This window comes from Pseudomonas sp. NPDC089395, from assembly GCF_044749525.1.
GTDB lineage: Bacteria > Pseudomonadota > Gammaproteobacteria > Pseudomonadales > Pseudomonadaceae > Aquipseudomonas.
In genome coordinates this window covers 264,641-282,256 of record NZ_JBIVID010000004.1, presented here as the reverse complement: position 1 = coordinate 282,256, position 17,616 = coordinate 264,641, and the positions used below count along the sequence as shown (strand labels likewise).

17 protein-coding genes are annotated in these 17,616 nt (G+C 60.5%); 7 read left to right on the top strand and 10 right to left on the bottom strand.

Features of this window, described 5'->3' with window-relative positions; all coding sequences use genetic code 11:
* Positions 1-39 precede the first annotated feature (39 nt).
* Positions 40-1,479, bottom strand: coding sequence for a cardiolipin synthase (cls, locus tag ACIPZG_RS12065; protein ID WP_400713804.1), 1,440 nt, complete (start codon positions 1,477-1,479; stop codon positions 40-42).
* Between the two features lie 131 nt (positions 1,480-1,610).
* On the opposite strand from cls, the gene ACIPZG_RS12060 reads away from it, so the two are divergent.
* Positions 1,611-2,138, top strand: coding sequence for a DUF3617 domain-containing protein (locus ACIPZG_RS12060; protein ID WP_400638638.1), 528 nt, complete (start codon positions 1,611-1,613; stop codon positions 2,136-2,138).
* 3 nt (positions 2,139-2,141) lie between these two features.
* On the opposite strand, the gene folE2 is transcribed toward ACIPZG_RS12060, so the two are convergent.
* The gene (folE2, locus tag ACIPZG_RS12055) at positions 2,142-3,029 is read right to left on the bottom strand and encodes a GTP cyclohydrolase FolE2 (RefSeq protein WP_400713801.1); all 888 of its coding nucleotides are present in this window, start codon (positions 3,027-3,029) and stop codon (positions 2,142-2,144) included.
* Positions 3,030-3,164: 135 nt separating this feature from the next.
* Here folE2 and zigA point away from each other — a divergent pair, with 135 nt between their 5' ends.
* Both zigA and ACIPZG_RS12045 read left to right on the top strand, forming a co-directional pair.
* Positions 3,165-4,355: a zinc metallochaperone GTPase ZigA gene (gene zigA, locus ACIPZG_RS12050; protein WP_400713798.1), complete on the top strand. Its 1,191-nt coding sequence runs from the start codon at positions 3,165-3,167 to the stop codon at positions 4,353-4,355.
* 101 nt (positions 4,356-4,456) lie between these two features.
* Positions 4,457-5,434: a CobW family GTP-binding protein gene (locus ACIPZG_RS12045; protein ID WP_400713795.1), complete on the top strand. Its 978-nt coding sequence runs from the start codon at positions 4,457-4,459 to the stop codon at positions 5,432-5,434.
* Here ACIPZG_RS12045 and ACIPZG_RS12040 read toward each other — a convergent pair whose 3' ends face one another.
* A complete protein-coding gene (locus ACIPZG_RS12040) occupies positions 5,435-5,827 on the bottom strand; it encodes a DUF3301 domain-containing protein (protein ID WP_008092261.1) in 393 nt (130 codons plus the stop codon).
* A gap of 120 nt (positions 5,828-5,947) precedes the next feature.
* Between ACIPZG_RS12040 and pdxY the strand changes: the two genes are divergently transcribed.
* Complete coding sequence (pdxY, locus tag ACIPZG_RS12035) at positions 5,948-6,820, top strand: pyridoxal kinase PdxY (RefSeq protein ID WP_400713792.1); 873 nt, start codon at positions 5,948-5,950, stop codon at positions 6,818-6,820.
* Here the strand turns inward: pdxY and ACIPZG_RS12030 are convergent.
* Positions 6,817-7,302 carry an acyl-CoA thioesterase gene (locus tag ACIPZG_RS12030; RefSeq protein WP_400713789.1) on the bottom strand — a complete coding sequence of 162 codons (486 nt, stop codon included), beginning with the start codon at positions 7,300-7,302 and terminating at the stop codon, positions 6,817-6,819. The two genes, pdxY and ACIPZG_RS12030, sit on opposite strands and share 4 nt — an antisense overlap.
* Positions 7,303-7,644: 342 nt before the next feature.
* On the opposite strand from ACIPZG_RS12030, the gene ACIPZG_RS12025 reads away from it, so the two are divergent.
* Positions 7,645-9,405 carry a cation:proton antiporter gene (locus tag ACIPZG_RS12025; protein ID WP_400713786.1) on the top strand — a complete coding sequence of 587 codons (1,761 nt, stop codon included), beginning with the start codon at positions 7,645-7,647 and terminating at the stop codon, positions 9,403-9,405.
* Positions 9,406-9,540: 135 nt separating this feature from the next.
* Here ACIPZG_RS12025 and ACIPZG_RS12020 read toward each other — a convergent pair whose 3' ends face one another.
* The 5 genes from ACIPZG_RS12020 to zwf form a co-directional block, all read right to left on the bottom strand.
* Positions 9,541-9,948, bottom strand: coding sequence for an SMI1/KNR4 family protein (locus ACIPZG_RS12020; RefSeq protein WP_400713783.1), 408 nt, complete (start codon positions 9,946-9,948; stop codon positions 9,541-9,543).
* A 114-nt stretch (positions 9,949-10,062) separates the two neighbouring features.
* A complete protein-coding gene (locus ACIPZG_RS12015; RefSeq protein ID WP_400713780.1) occupies positions 10,063-10,923 on the bottom strand; it encodes a Tim44 domain-containing protein in 861 nt (286 codons plus the stop codon).
* A gap of 164 nt (positions 10,924-11,087) precedes the next feature.
* Positions 11,088-13,271, bottom strand: coding sequence for a DNA helicase II (gene uvrD / locus ACIPZG_RS12010; RefSeq protein ID WP_400713777.1), 2,184 nt, complete (start codon positions 13,269-13,271; stop codon positions 11,088-11,090).
* A 139-nt stretch (positions 13,272-13,410) separates the two neighbouring features.
* Entirely contained in the window at positions 13,411-13,728 is a 318-nt protein-coding gene (locus tag ACIPZG_RS12005) for a hypothetical protein (RefSeq protein ID WP_400713774.1), read from the bottom strand.
* Between the two features lie 88 nt (positions 13,729-13,816).
* Positions 13,817-15,259: a glucose-6-phosphate dehydrogenase gene (gene zwf / locus ACIPZG_RS12000; RefSeq protein WP_400713771.1), complete on the bottom strand. Its 1,443-nt coding sequence runs from the start codon at positions 15,257-15,259 to the stop codon at positions 13,817-13,819.
* A gap of 103 nt (positions 15,260-15,362) precedes the next feature.
* Between zwf and hexR the strand changes: the two genes are divergently transcribed.
* Both hexR and ACIPZG_RS11990 read left to right on the top strand, forming a co-directional pair.
* Entirely contained in the window at positions 15,363-16,229 is an 867-nt protein-coding gene (hexR, locus tag ACIPZG_RS11995) for a transcriptional regulator HexR (RefSeq protein WP_008092286.1), read from the top strand.
* Between the two features lie 154 nt (positions 16,230-16,383).
* Positions 16,384-16,602 (top strand): PA3496 family putative envelope integrity protein, encoded by a 219-nt coding sequence (locus ACIPZG_RS11990; protein ID WP_008098220.1) that lies wholly within the window; start codon positions 16,384-16,386, stop codon positions 16,600-16,602.
* On the opposite strand, the gene ACIPZG_RS11985 is transcribed toward ACIPZG_RS11990, so the two are convergent.
* The gene (locus tag ACIPZG_RS11985) at positions 16,544-17,506 is read right to left on the bottom strand and encodes a LysR family transcriptional regulator (protein ID WP_008098222.1); all 963 of its coding nucleotides are present in this window, start codon (positions 17,504-17,506) and stop codon (positions 16,544-16,546) included. The two genes, ACIPZG_RS11990 and ACIPZG_RS11985, sit on opposite strands and share 59 nt — an antisense overlap.
* Between the last annotated feature and the right edge of the window lie 110 nt (positions 17,507-17,616).

Below are 17,616 nucleotides of genomic sequence, written 5' to 3'. Positions count from 1 at the left end.
AAGCAATGAACGGGGGCCGCAATAGCGGCCCCCGTCGCGTTACAGGATCGGTGAAATCAGCCGCGCGATACGCATCCCCAGTTGCTGGAGGCGATGGGTGTCGAGGCTGTCCTCTGCGGTAATTTCCCTGGACTGCTCGAAGTCGGCCAGCAGCATCGTCTCGACGTGATCGGCGAACGCCCGGTCGACCGTCAGCAAGGTAATCTCGAAGTTGAGCCGGAACGAACGGTTGTCCAGATTGGCGCTGCCAATCGCACTGACCTCGTCATCCACCAACACCACCTTCTGATGCAGAAAGCCCGGCTGGTAGCGGAACATGCGCACGCCTGCGCGTACTGCCTCGAAGGCGAACAGGCTGGATGCGGCATAGACGATCCGGTGATCCGGGCGGGCCGGTATCAACACCCGCACATCCACCCCGCGAAGCACGGCCAACCGCATGGCAGCGAACACAGCTTCGTCAGGAATGAAATACGGGCTGGTGATCCACACTCGCCGGGTCGCGGAATGGATGGCTTCAAGGAAGAACAGCGAGCAGGTTTCCTGGGGATCGGCAGGCCCGCTGGCCAGCGCCTGGCAGAGCACACCGTCGTCGGGGTAAGTGTCCGGCAGTATCAGCGGTGGCAACTGCCGGGTGGCCCAGTACCAGTCCTCGGCGAACGACTCTTGCAGGCACGCCAGCACGGGCCCGCTGATCTGCACGTGGGTGTCCCGCCAGGGAGAAAGGCGCGGGTGGCTGCCGAGGTATTCGTCCCCTACGTTATGCCCGCCAATGAAGCCGGCCAGACCATCGACCACGACGATCTTGCGATGGTTGCGGAAGTTCACCTGGAAGCGGTTGAACAATCCACGGCGGGTCGCGAAGGCATGAATCTGTACGCCACCTTCTCGCAGTACCTGGCTGTAGCTGGCAGGTAGGGCATGGCTGCCCACCCGGTCATACAACACGAACACCTGCACACCTTCGGCGGCCTTGCGTAACAGCAATTGCTGCAGGGCCTTGCCGAGGTTGTCGTCGTGGATGATGAAGAACTGCACGAGTACCACTTCACGGGCCTGGGCAATGGCGTCGAAGATGGCATCGAAGGTGGCCTCGCCATCGATCAGCAGCTTTACCTGGTTGTTGGCCAGGCAGGGCATGCGGCCGAGTTTTGGCATGGCGCGCAACGCGGCGTAGCTCTGCGACTCGCGGGCAGTGAGTGCCTCTTCTACCCAGGGCCGCCAATTGAGGTTGGCCATGGCCACGTGCATTTCCTGGTTGGCCTGGCGCCTGGCCTGGATGTAGGCGAAGAACGAGCGAGCGCCGAAGATCAGGTAGGGAATCAGCGTGAAGTAGGGGATGAAGAACAGCGACAGTGCCCAGGCAATTGCGCCCTGGGCGGTGCGCACGGTGAACACTGCATGCAGCGCCGCGATGGCGCCAAGCAAATGAATGATGCCGAGCACGTAGCCGAAGAAGTAGGGGCTGTGGTAATCCATACGCATCCTGCTTGCCGAATACACAGCGGATAACAGAACACGTTCCAGACCCGCCTTGCAACCTGAAAGCGGATTTGGCGTCTAAGGTTCAGCCCGGCCCGTTGACCGGCTTTTTCGAGGAGCGTTGGTTCATGAAGATTCGTCTGCCACTGTTGGCACTGGCCCTTGGCCTGAGCAGCCCGCTGGTGCATGCGCAGATGTTGCAACCCGGCCTGTGGGAGCTCACTACCAGCAATATGCAGGTCGATGGCAAGCCGTTGCCTGACATGCAGTTCATGCTGGGGCAGCTTAAGAACCTGCCGCCCGAGCAACGCGCAATGATGGAAGGAGTACTGGCCAAGCAAGGCATCACGGTCGGGGGGAATGGCGTGCGCTCGTGTCTGACACCGGAGCAGGTGCAGACCAACGACATTCCGTTGCAGGATCCGAAGTCTGGCTGCACCCAGAAAATTACCGACCGAACCGGGAATGTCTGGAAGTTCGAGTTCAGCTGCCCCAAGGCCCAGGGTACCGGCCAGGCCACCTTCCTGAGCGACAAGGAATTCACCACGCAGGTCAGCGGTAACTTCAATGCTTCCGGTGTGCAGCAACAGGGCAGCATGAATACCCGGGCCGTCTGGCTCGGCAGTGATTGTGGAACCGTCAAACCCCGCAGCTGATCTCTACCATTGCCACTGGCTGCTGGCGACTGCGTCGTGGGCATGCAGGCTTTCTGCATGTTCCACGCGGAGGGTGAAGCCTGTGGTCCAGGTCAGTGCCCGCAGCGCTCGATGAAGGCGTCGGGCCGCATCTTCGCAGAACATCAGATTCTGTCCATTGGCCAAGGCGAAGGCCTGTTCGTCTGCGCGTTTCACAGCCGTCTGAACGGCGGTACCCAGGCTAACTTCAATTGTGTCGATCAACTCGGTTACCGGTAAAGCATCCAGGTTGTCCTGCAGGCGTAACTTGATGCTGGCCTGGCTCCGTTGGCTGTGCGGCGTCGCCACTATGCCTTGGCTACTGCCCAGCCATGTCAACACCGCATCTCGATTCAATTCATCCTCCTTAAAATCTTGCTCGAACTGACGCTGAATCAACTGCCGGGCTAAGGCTGCAGAGCAAGGGCAGGTGGAGGAGTAAGGCACACGCACGGATAGTTCCACGTGGAACATTTCGTTTTCGAGCTTGGCATCCACACCCACCTGATAGCGCTTCCAGCCGGCCAAAGGGCTGACCAGCGCTGGCCGTTTCAGTAAATGCTCGAAGTTCAGTCGCAAATGGGCCGCTGTAGAAAGCCCCTCATGGCTGGCGAGAAACGCCTCTAGCAAACCACGCAGGGCAAGAGGCGTCAGGGCTTGATGTTCCAGACGCTCCAGCGCCAGGTAGAGCCTGGACATATGAATGCCCCGCGATTTGCCATCTATCAAGTTGACCCCGGCATCGGCCATAGCCGCCACTTGGCGTCCTTCTACCTGAATGGGCAGGGCGATTGCGCACATGCCGACCCAGTCCAGAGGCGTGGTGTGCAGCTGTGATTGTGCGGCGATGTCGGGGAGCGTCAGGCTGTTCATGGCAATACCAGGCGATGGGATGTTTAGCGGCATCCTCGAAACCCTCCGACGAATACGGCTTGGCGAAATTGTATTGTTACTTTATAACATTATGCAATGCATCGTTCGAATGCGCCTGTCTGAAGAGGTCTCGCCATGCCCAATCGTCTTCCCGTCACTGTGCTTTCCGGTTTCCTCGGCGCCGGCAAGAGCACCTTGCTCAACCATGTGCTGCGCAACCGTGACCATCTGCGGGTCGCGGTGATCGTCAATGACATGAGTGAAATCAACATCGATGCCAGTGAGGTTCAGCGCAACGTCAGCCTGAACCGTGCCGAGGAAAAACTGGTGGAGATGAGCAATGGCTGCATCTGCTGCACCCTGCGTGAGGACTTGCTGGAAGAGGTGGCGCGTTTGGCTGGGGAAGGCCGCTTCGATTACTTGCTGATCGAGTCCACCGGTATCGCCGAACCATTACCAGTCGCCGAGACTTTCACCTTCCGCGACGAGCAGGGTCGTAGCCTGTCCGACCTGGCGCGCCTGGATACCATGGTGACAGTGGTCGATGGGGTGAACTTCCTGCGCGACTATCAGGCGGCCGACAGCCTGGCGAGCCGTGGTGAAACCTTGGGTGACGACGATGAGCGCTCGATCAGCGACCTGCTGATCGAGCAGGTCGAGTTCGCTGATGTGCTGCTGCTGAGCAAGATCGATCTCATCAGTCGTCACGAGCGTGAAGAGCTCACGGCCATTTTACGTAGCCTCAATGCGCGCGCTCAGATCGTGCCGATGGTGATGGGCCAGGTGCCGTTGGGGCGGATTCTCGACACGGGGTTGTTCGACTTCGAGCAGGCTGCGCAGGCGCCAGGCTGGTTGCAGGAACTGCGCGGTGAACATATGCCGGAAACCGAGGAGTACGGCATCGCGGCGAGCACCTGGGTAGCACGCAGGCCCCTGCACCCACAACGCTTCTTCGATTTCATCCACAGCGAATGGCAGAACGGCCGTTTGCTGCGTTCGAAAGGTTTCTTCTGGTTGGCCAGCAAATACCAGGAGGCCGGCAGTTGGTCACAGGCGGGCGGCATGATGCGCCATGGCCTGGCCGGCCGCTGGTGGCGATTCGTGCCGCGTGAGCAGTGGCCACAGGATGAACAAGGTCAGGCGGAGATCCTCAGGCACTGGACTGGCGAGAGCGGTGATTGCCGTCAGGAGCTGGTGTTCATCGGGCAAGATATCCACTTCGAAAGGTTATCCACAGAGCTGGATGCCTGCCTGCTGAGTGATGACGAGATGGCGCTGGGCCCGAAGGGCTGGCTGCGCCTGGCGGATCCGTTCGGGCCATGGTAAATCGGCAGCCTGTGGGTATGTGGATATGTATAAACCTATCCTGGCCTTGACTGGCCGGCGTGACGGGGCATAGTGGGGACAAATCCCCCGAAAGTGATCGCATGCTGCAGAACATCCCCACCCATGTCATCGCCGGCCCCCTGGGTGCTGGCAAGACCAGCCTGATTCGCCAGCTGATGGCTCAACGCCCGGCCGCTGAGCGTTGGGCGGTGTTGGTCAATGAGTTCGGCCAGATCGGCCTCGATGCGGCACTACTGGCCCATGACCAGGACGGTATTGCCATCGCCGAGGTGGCGGGGGGATGCCTGTGCTGCGTGAACGGCATGCCGTTTCAGGTCGGTTTGGGTCGGCTGCTGCGCAAGGCGCGTCCTGATCGCGTGTTCATCGAACCTTCAGGGCTTGGGCACCCCTTGCAGCTGCTCGATCAGCTGGGCCGTGCTCCTTGGCTTGGAGTGCTGGCAGTGCAGCCACTGGTCATGGTCGTGGACGCCCAGGCGCTGGCGCGAGGGGAGCCCCTTTGCGAGGCTCAACAACAGGCATTGGACGCTGCTGCACGGGTCGTCCTGAACAAAAGCGAGGCTGTTGATGAAAAATGTAAGCTGTTGATAAGTAAGGGGATTTCTGAAAAAAAGGGGTTGTGGACAAATCACGGACGGATCGCTTTTCAGCAGCTTCCAATTTCATCCACAAGTGAAATTGATGCCTTTTCTGTTGATAACCTCCCTGTGGATATAGATATCCCCAGCAGGCCGACAGGTGGTTTGTGGGCAGATCCACGCGTGCCAATCTGTTCAGCCCAGGACGGGGAGGGAGGTTGGAGCATCGGCTGGCGCTGGCATCCCTCACAACGTTTTGATGCACAGCGTCTGGGTAGCTTCCTCGAAGCCTGGGCATGGCGCCGGGCCAAAGGTGTTGTCCACAGCCTCGAAGGTTGGCAATCGTTCAATGGCCTGAATGGCACCCTGCCAGATTGGCAGTCCAGTGAATGGCGCCGTGACACCCGCATCGAGCTGATCTTCGATCAACCGCAGCCCCAGCAAGCACTGCAGCGGGCACTGGATGAATGCCGGGTTTGCTGATCATTTGCTCCAGCGATTGTGCTCCTGGCGCCACTGCTGCATTTCGATCACGTTATCGGCCCGAGGCGGCGTCTTGATCTCGAACGGGTAGGGCGCCAGTTCGATCTGCACGCTGTGGGCACCGAACTGGGTCACCGTACCGGGGTGGCGTTGTTCGCCGGTTACGGTGAACTCGAAGGCATACACACGTGCCAGGCGCTTGCGGCCATTGGCGTCGCGAATGAAGGCGATGCGCTTGAGCGCGACGGCATCGTCAAGCAGTTCCAGGTCCAGTTTGGCGCAGTGTTGCTTGACCCGCTCCAGGGCTTTCTCGCGTAGCCCATGGTTGTGCCATAACCAGGCGCCAGCCGTGGCCACCAGCATCAGGACGAAGAGATTCTCCAGGGTCAACATTTGCGTATGCTCCAAACAGGTCGAACCAGCTTAACTGCGTCTCTGGCCTGTCGTACAGGTGGCAATCGAGTTCATACTGCGCAACGCACAGTCCTTGAAACAGATTTGGAAACCTTGCGCATGAAACGTACCCCGCACCTGCTCGCCATCCAGTCCCATGTGGTGTTCGGCCACGCCGGAAACAGCGCCGCGGTGTTCCCCATGCAGCGTATCGGGGTCAATGTCTGGCCGCTCAATACCGTGCAATTCTCCAATCACACTCAGTATGGCCAGTGGGCGGGCGAAGTGCTTGCGTCAGCGCAAATTCCTGCGCTGGTGGAAGGTATTTCCAACATTGGCGAACTTGGCCATTGCGATGCCGTGCTGTCCGGCTATCTGGGCAGCGCCGAACAGGGGCGGGCGATCCTGGCCGGGGTAGCGCGGATCAAGGCCGTGAATCCGAAGGCGCTGTACCTGTGCGATCCCGTCATGGGCCACCCGGAGAAGGGCTGTATCGTTCCCCAGGAAGTCAGCGAGTTCCTGCTCGACGAGGCGGCGGCACAGGCTGACATCCTCTGCCCTAACCAGCTGGAACTGGACAGCTTCTGCGGCCGGCGTGCGCAATCCCTGGAGGATTGCGTCAGCATGGCGCGCAGCCTGCTCGAGCGCGGCCCGCAAGTCGTGCTGGTAAAGCACCTGGCCTATCCGGGGCGGGAGCAGGACATGTTCGAGATGTTGCTGGTGACCCGCGACCAGAGCTGGCACCTGCGCCGCCCGCTGCTGGCGTTTCCGCGTCAGCCGGTGGGGGTGGGCGACTTGACCTCGGGCTTGTTCCTGGCGCGCGTGCTGCTGGGCGACAGCTGGCAACAGGCATTCGAATTCACTGCGGCGGCGGTGCATGAGGTGCTTCTGGAAACCCAGGCCTGCGCCAGCTACGAACTGCAGCTGGTGCGGGCCCAGGATCGCATCGCCCATCCGCGTGTGCGCTTCGAGGCGCAGCGCCTGGCGTATTAAATCGAATCGGTCTTCAGGTCCTGATAGCGCTTTTCCAGTTCCTGACGGATCTGGCGGCGCTGTTGGCCCTGAAGGAAACGGCGCTTTTCTTCACTCGATTGCGGCTGGAGCGCAGGGACCTGTACTGGGCGCCGATTGTCGTCGACCGCGACCATGGTGAAGAAGCAGCTGTTGGAATGGCGCACCGAGCGTTCGCGAATGTTCTCGGTGACCACCTTGATGCCCACTTCCATGGAGGTGTTGCCGGTGTAGTTGACCGAGGCCAGGAAGGTCACCAGCTCGCCGACATGTACAGGCTCGCGGAAGATCACTTGGTCGACCGACAGGGTGACTACATAGCTACCCGCATAACGGCTGGCGCACGCATAGGCCACTTCGTCGAGGTACTTGAGCAAGGTGCCGCCATGTACGTTGCCAGAAAAGTTGGCCTTGTCCGGGGTCATCAGGACGGTCATGCTCAGCTGGGCGTTTCCAGGTTCCATAGTGTGCTCACGGTGAGGTTTCGCTGAATCGGGCCAATCGGGGTCGTTATCTGCTGACACTTCTGTTCCCCTTTCGAAATTTGCCTTCTGATACGGGACGATGGCTGACGCGCCATGGTCACGCCTATTACGCCATCGCAGGCCGTTAACCGGCCGATCTGTTTCTACATATTGCGCCGGCATTTTGCGGCGGGGTGCGATGTTAACCTGACTACGCCCATGCAACATGGGCTTTCCGGCATTCAATACAGTATGTACTTGCTGCTCGCTCGGGTTTGCCTGGCAGAGGAGCGGTCTGCCTGGTCATCCAGATAATGGGCATCGAGAAAGGAGAATCGCGCCATGCATGCCATCAGCTTCATCCAGGACTTGGCAGTGATCATGCTGGTCGCCGGGGTGGTGACGATCCTCTTCCATCGCCTCAAGCAGCCTGTTGTATTGGGCTACATCGTCGCCGGTTTCATCATCGGCCCTCACACTCCGCCGTTCGGCCTGATTCACGACGAAGACACGATCAAGATCCTGGCCGAACTGGGTGTGATCTTCCTGATGTTCTGTCTGGGGCTTGAGTTCAGCCTGCGCAAGCTGTTCAAGGTGGGGGCCACGGCGTTCATTGCGGCGTTCCTGGAAATCGTCCTGATGATCTGGATCGGCTTCGAGATCGGCCGCTGGTTCGGTTGGAGCACCATGGATTCGCTGTTCCTGGGCGCCATTCTGGCCATTTCCTCGACCACCATCATCGTCAAGGCGCTCAACGACCTGAAGATGAAGAACGAGCGTTTTGCCCAGCTGATCTTTGGCGTTCTGATCGTCGAGGACATTCTTGGTATCGGCATCATTGCCTTGCTTTCGGGCATCGCGGTCAGCGGAACGGTCAGCTCCGGGGAAGTGTTCTCCACCGTGGGCAAGCTGTCGCTGTTCATGATCGTCGCGCTGGTCATCGGCATTCTGCTGGTGCCGCGGCTGCTGGCCTATGTGGCAAAGTTCGAGAGCAACGAGATGTTGCTGATTACCGTGCTGGGCCTGTGTTTTGGTTTCTGCCTGCTGGTGGTCAAGCTTGAGTACAGCATGGTGCTGGGCGCTTTCCTGATCGGTGCGATCATGGCCGAGTCGCGTCAGCTATTGAAGATCGAGCAACTGATCGAGCCGGTGCGTGACCTGTTCAGCGCCATTTTCTTCGTCGCCATTGGATTGATGATCGACCCGCAGGTGCTGCTCGATTATGCCTGGCCGATCGTGGTCATTACCCTGGCGGTGGTGTTGGGCAAGATGCTCTCCTGCGGCATGGGCGCCTTCATCGCCGGTAACGACGGGCGAACTTCGTTGCGTGTGGGCATGGGGCTGTCACAGATTGGCGAATTTTCATTCATCATCGCGGCATTGGGCATGACCCTGCAGGTGACCAGCGACTTCCTCTATCCGGTCGCCGTGGCGGTTTCGGCCATCACCACGCTGCTGACGCCGTACCTGATCCGCGCCGCCGACCCGCTGTCCCTGAAGCTTGGCAAGGTGATGCCTAGCCGGCTTTCGCGGGTTCTGTCGCTCTATGGTGAGTGGCTGCGCAGCATTCAACCGCAAGGTGAAAGTGCCATGTTGGCCGCGATGATCCGACGCATCCTGTTGCAGGTAGGGGTCAACCTGGCACTGGTGATCGCGATTTTCTTCAGCGGCGGCTATTTCGCTGGCCGTATCGGTGATTGGCTCAATGAATGGGTCAGTGATGTGAGCCAGCAGAAGGCAGTGATCTGGGGGGCGGCACTGTTGCTGTCACTGCCGTTCCTGATTGCGGCGTACCGCAAGCTCAAGGCGCTGTCGATGCTGCTGGCGGAGATGGGGGTCAAGCCGGAAATGGCAGGTCGTCATACTCAGCGTGTGCGCCGCGTGGTCGCCGAAGTGATTCCACTGTTGTCGCTGCTGGTGATATTCCTGCTGCTCTCGGCCCTGTCAGCAAGCATCCTGCCGACCAACGAGTTGTTGCTGATCATTGCGGTTGTGGCGGCGGCGGTGGTGGCACTGTTGTGGCGCTGGTTCATCCGCGTGCATTCGCGTATGCAGATCGCCTTGCTGGAGACGCTGGAAAACAGCCGCGATCATACCCACTGAGGGCTTGCCCTCTGCGCGAGATTTCATCGAAGTCCGAGGGGATGGAGCGGTAGCGATGTCGCCAGGCGCAGAAAGCCTGGCGATTCTACGAGAGTGGATGGCTGATGGCCATTACTTTCTGCGGTTGGTTCTCAATCAGCTTTCCAGCCAGACATCCCGCGCCCAGTGCCACACCGATTCCCAGCTGTCTTCGCCGACGGCTTCTTCGTCGCCATCCCACAGCACCACGGTGCCGTCTTCCTCGACGCAGTAGTAGTTGTCGCCGTCCTGGCACAGCGGGATCAGTTCACGCGGAACACCGGCGTCCCAGGCATTGGCTGCCACGTCGGGCAGGTAGGTGTGCGATTGCGGATCGGTAACGGTCACCGGCTCCAGCGTGCCATACACCACATCGCTGACGGTCAACAGGAACTCTTTGAACACGAACGGAATGTTGATGAACAGCTGTTCCTCGATCTCAACCAGTTGGTCTTCGTCGGGAAGCTCCAGCGGCACCGGTACGGGTTCATTGGCTTCACGGAGTTGTTCGATCACTTCTTCCACGGTTCACATCCTCTACCTTGATGACAACGCTGCGCGTTATACCCTAGTAGGCCGCTCTGGCAAAAGCAAAAACCCCGGGACAGGCCCGGGGTTTTTTGTGCAAACGTGCGACGGTTAACCGTTCTGACGGATACCGGCGACCAGCCAGGGCTGGTTCTCGCCCTTGGCGCGAACCATGTGCCAGCTTTCGCTGAAGGCTTCGCCCTGGTCGAAGCGCGAGGTCTTCGACAGGCCACGGAAGGTCAGGGTAGCGTCGGTACGGTCCGAGCGATCGTCGACACCGTCCAGCTGCACATCGAGGTTATCGATGTAGGTGGACTGGAAGCCGTCACCCAGGTCAGCGCGCTCGCGCTTGAGGAACTCGAGCATTTGCGGCGTGACGAACTCGGCGATCTTGTCCATCTCGTTGGCATCCCAGTGCTGCTGCAGCGACTGGAAGTGGTTGCGAGCGGCAGCCAGGAAGCTCTGCTCGTTGAACCAGGCCGGGGCGTTGATCACCGGAGCAGCTGCAGCTGCAGCTGCAGGTGCGGCCGAGCCACCGAAGACCGACGGCTGCGCAGGCTGGGCATGGACTTCACGCTGGAACGGCGCATGGCCCGGTGCGGCCATTTGTGGCTGCTGCTGGCGGCGGCGCGCGGCGATGAAGCGGAACACCAGGAAGGCAATGAGCGCGACGATCAGGAAGTCCATGATCTGGAAGCCCTCGAAGCCGTCACCCATGAACATGGACGCCAGCAGGCCACCGGCGGCGAGGCCGGCCAGTGGACCCAGCCAGCGCGAAGCACCGCTGGCGGCGGCCGGTGCGCGGCCTGGAGCGGTCGGCGCGGCTGCAGGCGTGGTGGGCGTGGCCTGGCGGGTCTGGTGGATAGGCGCGGAGCCCGAGCTCTTGCCGCCGCCGAAGCGCTTGGCGTTGGCGTCCAGGCTCAGCGTCAGGCCGACGCAGAGCGCCAGTGCGATGCTAAGAAAACGTTGCATAAGTGGGATATCCCCTGTTGTGGATTGCACGCGCGTCATGGTGCACAGGTTCCCGGGCACATGACCAGCGACATAATGTTTCGAGCTTTTGCCTGGATGTTACAAGCCTGGCTGAGCCGGCCCCTGTGGGAGCCGACTTGCCGGCGATAGCGGCATTGAAGGCCTCAAATGGCTTCGAGCTTGGCATACCCCAGCATCAGCCACTTGCTGCCTTCGGCAAAGTTCACCTGCACCCGTGCCTGGGCGCCGGAACCTTCGAAGTTGAGGATAACCCCTTCACCGAACACCGAATGCTGCACGCGCTGGCCGAGATTGAACGCAGTCTGCGGAATGCTGGCGTTGGCGAACAGGCTGCTCGTGTTGCTTTTCGAGCCACCGAACGGGCGACTGACGCTATTGGACAAGCGCACTTCCTGAACCAGCCCCGACGGAATCTCCCGTACGAAACGTGACACCTTGTTGTAGGTCTCGCTGCCATAAAGGCGGCGCGTTTCGGCATAGGTCATGATCAGCTGGCGCATGGCACGGGTGATGCCCACGTATGCCAGGCGGCGTTCCTCTTCCAGACGGCCGGGCTCTTCCAGGCTCATCTTGTGCGGGAACAGGCCTTCTTCCATGCCCACCAGGAACACGTAGGGGAATTCCAGGCCCTTGGCACTGTGCAGGGTCATCAGCTGGATGCTGTCTTCGTGCTCGTCGGCCTGGGCATCGCCCGCTTCCAGCGAGGCGTGGCCGAGGAAGGCCGACAGCGGCGAAAGCTCGGCGTCGTCTTCGCTGGCCTCGAAGTTGCGCGCGGCGCTGACCAGTTCCTCAAGGTTTTCTACCCGTGCCTGGCCCTTTTCGCCTTTTTCTTCCTGGTGGTAGATGATCAGCCCGGACTGCTCGATGACCGTTTGGGTCATCGTGTGCAGAGGCATGTCGGCGACCTTGCCGGCCAGGCTTTCGATCAATTCGATGAAGGCACCCAAGGCACTGGCTGCACGGCCTTTGAGTGCCTTGGCAGCAATCAGCTGACACATGGCTTGCCACATCGACAGCTGGCTGTGGCGGGCATGTTCGCGGATGGCCTCGACGGTTTTCTCGCCAATGCCGCGGGGTGGCACGTTGATCACCCGCTCCAGCGCTGCATCGTTGCCACGGCCTTCGAGCAGGCGCAGGTAGGCCATGGCGTTCTTGATTTCGGCGCGTTCGAAGAAGCGCTGGCCGCCATAGATGCGGTAGGGAACGCGTTCGCGCAGCAGGGCCTCTTCCAGCACCCGCGACTGGGCGTTGGAGCGGTACAGGATGGCGATGTCGCTGCGTGCGTTGCCGTCTTTGATCAGGCTCTCAATGGTCTCCACCACATAACGTGCTTCGTCGTGCTCGTTATAGGCGGCGTACAGCGTCAGCGGCTCGCCTTCGCCCAGATCGGTCCACAGCTCTTTGCCCAGGCGCCCACTGTTGTTGGCGATCAGGGCGTTGGCGGCCTTGAGGATGCCACCGGTGGAGCGGTAGTTCTGCTCCAGACGGATCATTTCGGCGTCGGGGAAGTCGGCGGTGTACTGGTGGATGTTTTCGATCTTGGCACCGCGCCAGCCGTAGATCGACTGGTCGTCGTCGCCTACCGCCATCAGGCTGTCGCCCCCGCCCGCGAGCAAACGCAGCCACGCGTATTGCACGGCGTTGGTGTCCTGGAATTCGTCCACCAGCACATGACGGAAGCGCCGCTGGTAGTGCTTGAGCAGGTCGGGGTGATCGCGCCAGAGGTCCAGGGCACGCAGCAGCAGCTCGGAGAAGTCGATGACGCCGGCGCGTTCGCAGGCCTGTTCATAGGCACTGTAGACGTCGCGCATGGTCATCAGGAACAGGTCGCCGCTGGCCTGGATATGCTGTGGTCGCAGCCCCTCGTCCTTTTGCCCATTGATGAACCACTGCGCCTGGCGCGCAGGCCATTTCTGCTCGTCCAGGCCGAGCTCGCGCATCACTCGCTTGATCAGCCGCTGCTGGTCATCGCTGTCGAGGATCTGGAAGTTCTGCACCAGGCGGGCTTCCTGCCAGTGCGCTCGCAGCAGGCGGTGCGCCAGGCCGTGGAAGGTGCCGACCCACATGCCCGCCGGGTTGATACCCAGCAGCTGTTCGATCCGCTGGCGCATCTCGGCGGCCGCCTTGTTGGTGAAGGTCACCGACAGGATCGAATGCGGCGAGGCCTGCTCGACCTGGATCAGCCAGGCGATGCGGTGCACCAGCACGCGGGTTTTACCGGAACCGGCGCCCGCAAGCACCAGCTGACGACCGAGCGTGGCCGCGACGGCCTGGCGTTGGGCATCGTTGAGGGAATTGAGCAGGAGGGAGAGGTCATCTGTGTGCATCCGGCCATTCTAGGGGGAGGCCGGTTACGGGGCAAACACCTACTGTATAAATATTCACCTTAAGGCACTGTCGCTCATCGGTTTGTTACAACGCGCCATGCCAGATCGACACCTGATGCCGATCTGGCATGGCCAGCCGTCAGTTGACGGCTACGCGGTGCCCGATCTCAACCATTTGCGACCCTTCGGCAGAAATGATTTCCAGTCTTTTCCACGAACAGGCGCCTTCGCGCCGGAAGGTCACCGGCTTCTCGGTCAATACCTGAAGAGCCGGCTCGCCATTGTCCACCAGTGTCAGCTGGAGCACTTCCCAGCCTCCCCGATGGCGGATCTTGGGTTCTACCAGAACAGGTTCGATGCCCGGGTGGGCAACGGTCACGGTTCCCTGTACTTCGAAGCAGGTTGGCTGGCCTGGCACATCGTTGTTGTACGCGTAGAGGTTTTCGATTTTGCTCATGATCAATGCCCTTGCAGTAGAAAGTAGCGCCGTCTGGCGCCGCGCTACTTTCATTGCTGCAAAGGGAGCACTGGAATCGGGCAGGCTTTCAGCTGTACCAGTGCCTGCCGTGCCCGGCCAACAGGCTATTGGCCTGCTCGGGGCCATTGCTGCCGGCTGCATAGTGGCGGGGCGGCTGGAAGTGCTCATCCCATCCTTTGATGATGGCGTCGATCCAGGCCCAGGCGGCTTCCACTTCATCGCGTCGCATGAACAAGGTCGAGTCCCCTTCCAGAACATCCAGCAACAGGCGCTCGTAGGCTTCCCAGCGACGTGTCTGGCTGAACACCTGGGCCAGGTTGAGGTTGAGGTCCACCGGCTCCAGGCGCATGCCCTTGCCCGGGCTCTTGGTCATCATGCGCAGGCTGATGCGTTCATCCGGCTGTAGCTGGATCAGCAATTGATTGACCTGGCCACCACTGAACAGCTCATGGGGCACGGGTTTGAACTGTATGACGATCTGAGAGGAACGGCGCGCCATGCGCTTGCCGGTGCGCAGGTAGAAGGGCACGCCAGCCCAGCGCCAGTTGTCGATATGCGCCTGCACGGCGATGAAGGTTTCAGTATCGCTGTCGTTGTCCACGTCCTTTTCGAAGTAGTAAGCCGGCACTTCCTGACCACCGATGTAGCCGGCGCCATATTGGCCACGCACGGTCTTGTCCTGCACGTCCTGGCCGTTTATCGGCTTCAGCGCGCGCAGAATCTTCACCTTTTCGTCGCGCACGGCCTCGGCTTCGAACTGCGCAGGAGGCTCCATGGCCACCAGGCACAACAGCTGCAGCAAGTGATTCTGCAGCATGTCGCGCGTCGCGCCGGCTCGGTCGTAGTAGCCGCCGCGGTTTTCTACGCCCAGCGTTTCACAGACGCTGATCTGTACATGGTCGACCTGGCCGTTGCGCCATACCGGTTCGAGCAGGGCATTGGCGAAGCGCAGGGCCATGAGGTTCTGCACGGTCTCCTTGCCCAGGTAGTGGTCGATGCGAAATACCTGGCGCTCCTCGAACACGGTGCCGATCGCTTCGTTGATGGCGATGGCCGATTCCAGCGAGTGGCCAATGGGTTTTTCCAGGACGATGCGTGCTTCGCTGTCGGCAAGCCCAGCGATGCGCAGGTGCTTGGCAATGGGCACGAACAGGTTGGGGGCGGTGGCCAGGTAATAGATGCGGGTGAGCCCGCCGGGCTCGCCGAGGTAGCGTGCCAGGCGGCCGAAGTCGGCGCTCTGCGACGCGTCCATGGGAAAGTAGTCGAGGCGTGCGGAAAAACGCCGCCACACATCTTCTTCGAAGTCATTGCGGGCGACCTGAGCCCGGCAATGGCGTTCGGCGAGCTTGAGGTACTCGTCTCGCGAAAAATTACGTCGGGCCAGGGCAATGATGCGCACGGCAATGTTCAGACGCTCCTCGCGATATAGGTGATAGAGCGCCGGCAGCAGCTTGTGCAGGGCCAGGTCACCGGTGCCACCGAACACCAGAATGTCGCAAGGAATAGTCAAACCACCACTCTCCACGTTCGTTTAACTGGGCGGGTTGACGTCCATGTAGTATAACTACAAGAAAGCTACATCCCGGCCAGCCGATCATAACCGAGTCCAGCCCGTGAATCTGTTGCAACATATCGCCCAATCGCGCCACCTGCTGCGCAAATCGGAACTCAAAGTCGCGGACCATGTGCTGCTGGACCCGGCTGCCGTCATGCACAGTTCCATGGCCGACCTGGCGCACAGCGTGGGCATCAGCGAGCCGACCATCGTGCGCTTTTGCCGGGCGATCGGTTGCTCGGGCTTCCAGGACCTCAAGCTCAAGCTGGCGCAGAGCCTGGCGGCGGGCGCCAGCTTTGGTCAGTTCGCCATTCACGAAGACGATTCGGTCGCCGACTACAGCCTGAAGATTTTCGACACGACGCTGCACACCCTGATGGAAGTGCGCGAGCAGCTTGACCCGCACGCGTTGCAGCAGGCCGTGAGCGCCATGGCTCAGGCCCAGCGTGTGGAGTTCTACGGTTTTGGCGCGTCAGGTGCGGTGGCCGCCGATGCCCAGCACAAGTTCTTCCGCCTGCTGCTCAACGCTGCCGCTTATTCCGACCCGCACATGCAGGCGATGTCGGCGGTAACCCTGAAGCCGGGTGACGTGGCCGTGTGCATTTCCCAGTCGGGGCGCTCCAAGGACTTGCTGATCACTGCCAACCTGGTGCGTGAGAGCGGTGCCAACCTGATTACCCTGTGCCCGAGCCAGACGCCGCTGGCGGAACTGTCGACCGTCAACCTGGCGATCGATGTGCACGAAGACACCGAGATCTACACCCCGTTGACCTCGCGTATCGCCCACCTGGTGGTGATCGACGTGTTGGCCATGGGCGTGGCCATGGCGCGCGGGCCGAGCCTGGTCAATCACCTCAAGAGCGTGAAGCGCAGCTTGCGCAGCCTGCGCCTGTCGCCAAAATCGATCAAGGCGATGGATGACTGAACGCACGCTACATGCTTTGCAGTCGCTGGTTTCCCCTGTGGGAGCCGGCAAGCCGGCTCCCACAAAATTTCATGTTTTTGTCACCGTTCCACAGCCAAACGGTAAACCACTGGAGCCAGTCTGAAACTCCCGCACTCGATCAGGGAGACAGACAATGACTCGTGACTTCGATGGCTCTTACCAACCCAGCGCCAAGACTCGCAAGCAGCAGGAAAAGGATCAGCGTCGCATGGAGTATCGCCGTGCGATCGAAAGCTACTGCGACCAACGCCAACTGCTACGCGAACTGGCAGATTACCCCGAGTTGCAAGAACTCACGGTGTGGCAGGCGTCGGCGGCAACTTCCCCGAAAAACGTTCAACAATCGCGCTGATCAGCGCACGTTCGCTGCGGATGAACGCCAGAAATGCCAAGGCTACCGGCGATTGCCGCTTGGCTTTCGACTGCACCACGCACCAGCTGCGGTACAACGGCAGTTCCTCCACCGGCAACTCCTGGAGCATGCCTGTGGCCAGCTCCATGTTCACGGCATGGCGGGTCAGCAAGGCGATGCCCAGCCCTGCAATCACGCATTCGCGCTGGGCGTCGGCCGAGGCGACTTCAAGCGTCTGGGTAAAGTGCACGCGCTTGTCCTTGAAGTACTCCTCGCACGCCTTGCGGGTGCCCGAACCCTGTTCACGGACCAGCAAGGTATGAGGCTCCAGGTCCTGCAGGCGCAAATTGTCGAGCTTGCCCAACGGGTGGTCAGGTGGCGCCACGGCGACGATCGGGTTGTTCAGGAAAGGCAGAAACTCCAGGCCCATGTCCTGCGGCACCATGGACATGATGATCAGGTCGTCGCGGTTGTCCGAGAGGCGCCGAATCGCCTGGGCACGGTTGACCACGGTCAGGGTCAGGTTGACCTCCGGGTGACGTTGCTTGAAGGCGGCGAACAGGTGTGGCACGAAGTACTTGGCGCTGGATTCGATGGCCAGCTTCAACTGACCTTGCAATGAGCCCTGCATGTCCGACAACTGCATGTCGAGGCTATCCAGGCGCCCGAAGATGTCCCGGCTGGCCCGCTGCAGCGCTTCGGCCGCTTCGGTCAGGTACAGCTTCTTGCCCACGTACTCGAACAGCGGCTGGCCGACCAGCTCTTCGAGCTGGCGGATCTGTAGACTTACGGCGGGTTGTGTCAGTGCCATTTCTTCCGCGGCGCGGCTGTAGGAACGTAAATCACACACCTCGTTGAAGATCTGCAATTGACGCAATGTCATACGCATCAGGGACTTACGCATTTTTTTCAGGCTCCGGCAAAACCTTGTTACTCAACTATAAGCCTTTGCTAATACTGCCCCTAACAAATATTGATTTTTGTTTATCGACCTACAGCGCTAGGGTGAATGTG

Excerpts from the sequence above, each read along its gene's own strand:
- cls (WP_400713804.1), bottom strand. The coding sequence starts at position 1,479 with ATGGATTACCACAGCCCCTACTTCTTCGGCTACGTGCTCGGCATCATT.
- ACIPZG_RS12060 (WP_400638638.1), top strand. The coding sequence starts at position 1,611 with ATGAAGATTCGTCTGCCACTGTTGGCACTGGCCCTTGGCCTGAGCAGC.
- folE2 (WP_400713801.1), bottom strand. The coding sequence starts at position 3,029 with ATGAACAGCCTGACGCTCCCCGACATCGCCGCACAATCACAGCTGCAC.
- zigA (WP_400713798.1), top strand. The coding sequence starts at position 3,165 with ATGCCCAATCGTCTTCCCGTCACTGTGCTTTCCGGTTTCCTCGGCGCC.
- ACIPZG_RS12045 (WP_400713795.1), top strand. The coding sequence starts at position 4,457 with ATGCTGCAGAACATCCCCACCCATGTCATCGCCGGCCCCCTGGGTGCT.
- ACIPZG_RS12040 (WP_008092261.1), bottom strand. The coding sequence starts at position 5,827 with ATGTTGACCCTGGAGAATCTCTTCGTCCTGATGCTGGTGGCCACGGCT.
- pdxY (WP_400713792.1), top strand. The coding sequence starts at position 5,948 with ATGAAACGTACCCCGCACCTGCTCGCCATCCAGTCCCATGTGGTGTTC.
- ACIPZG_RS12030 (WP_400713789.1), bottom strand. The coding sequence starts at position 7,302 with ATGGAACCTGGAAACGCCCAGCTGAGCATGACCGTCCTGATGACCCCG.
- ACIPZG_RS12025 (WP_400713786.1), top strand. The coding sequence starts at position 7,645 with ATGCATGCCATCAGCTTCATCCAGGACTTGGCAGTGATCATGCTGGTC.
- ACIPZG_RS12015 (WP_400713780.1), bottom strand. The coding sequence starts at position 10,923 with ATGCAACGTTTTCTTAGCATCGCACTGGCGCTCTGCGTCGGCCTGACG.
- uvrD (WP_400713777.1), bottom strand. The coding sequence starts at position 13,271 with ATGCACACAGATGACCTCTCCCTCCTGCTCAATTCCCTCAACGATGCC.
- ACIPZG_RS12005 (WP_400713774.1), bottom strand. The coding sequence starts at position 13,728 with ATGAGCAAAATCGAAAACCTCTACGCGTACAACAACGATGTGCCAGGC.
- ACIPZG_RS11990 (WP_008098220.1), top strand. The coding sequence starts at position 16,384 with ATGACTCGTGACTTCGATGGCTCTTACCAACCCAGCGCCAAGACTCGC.
- ACIPZG_RS11985 (WP_008098222.1), bottom strand. The coding sequence starts at position 17,506 with ATGCGTAAGTCCCTGATGCGTATGACATTGCGTCAATTGCAGATCTTC.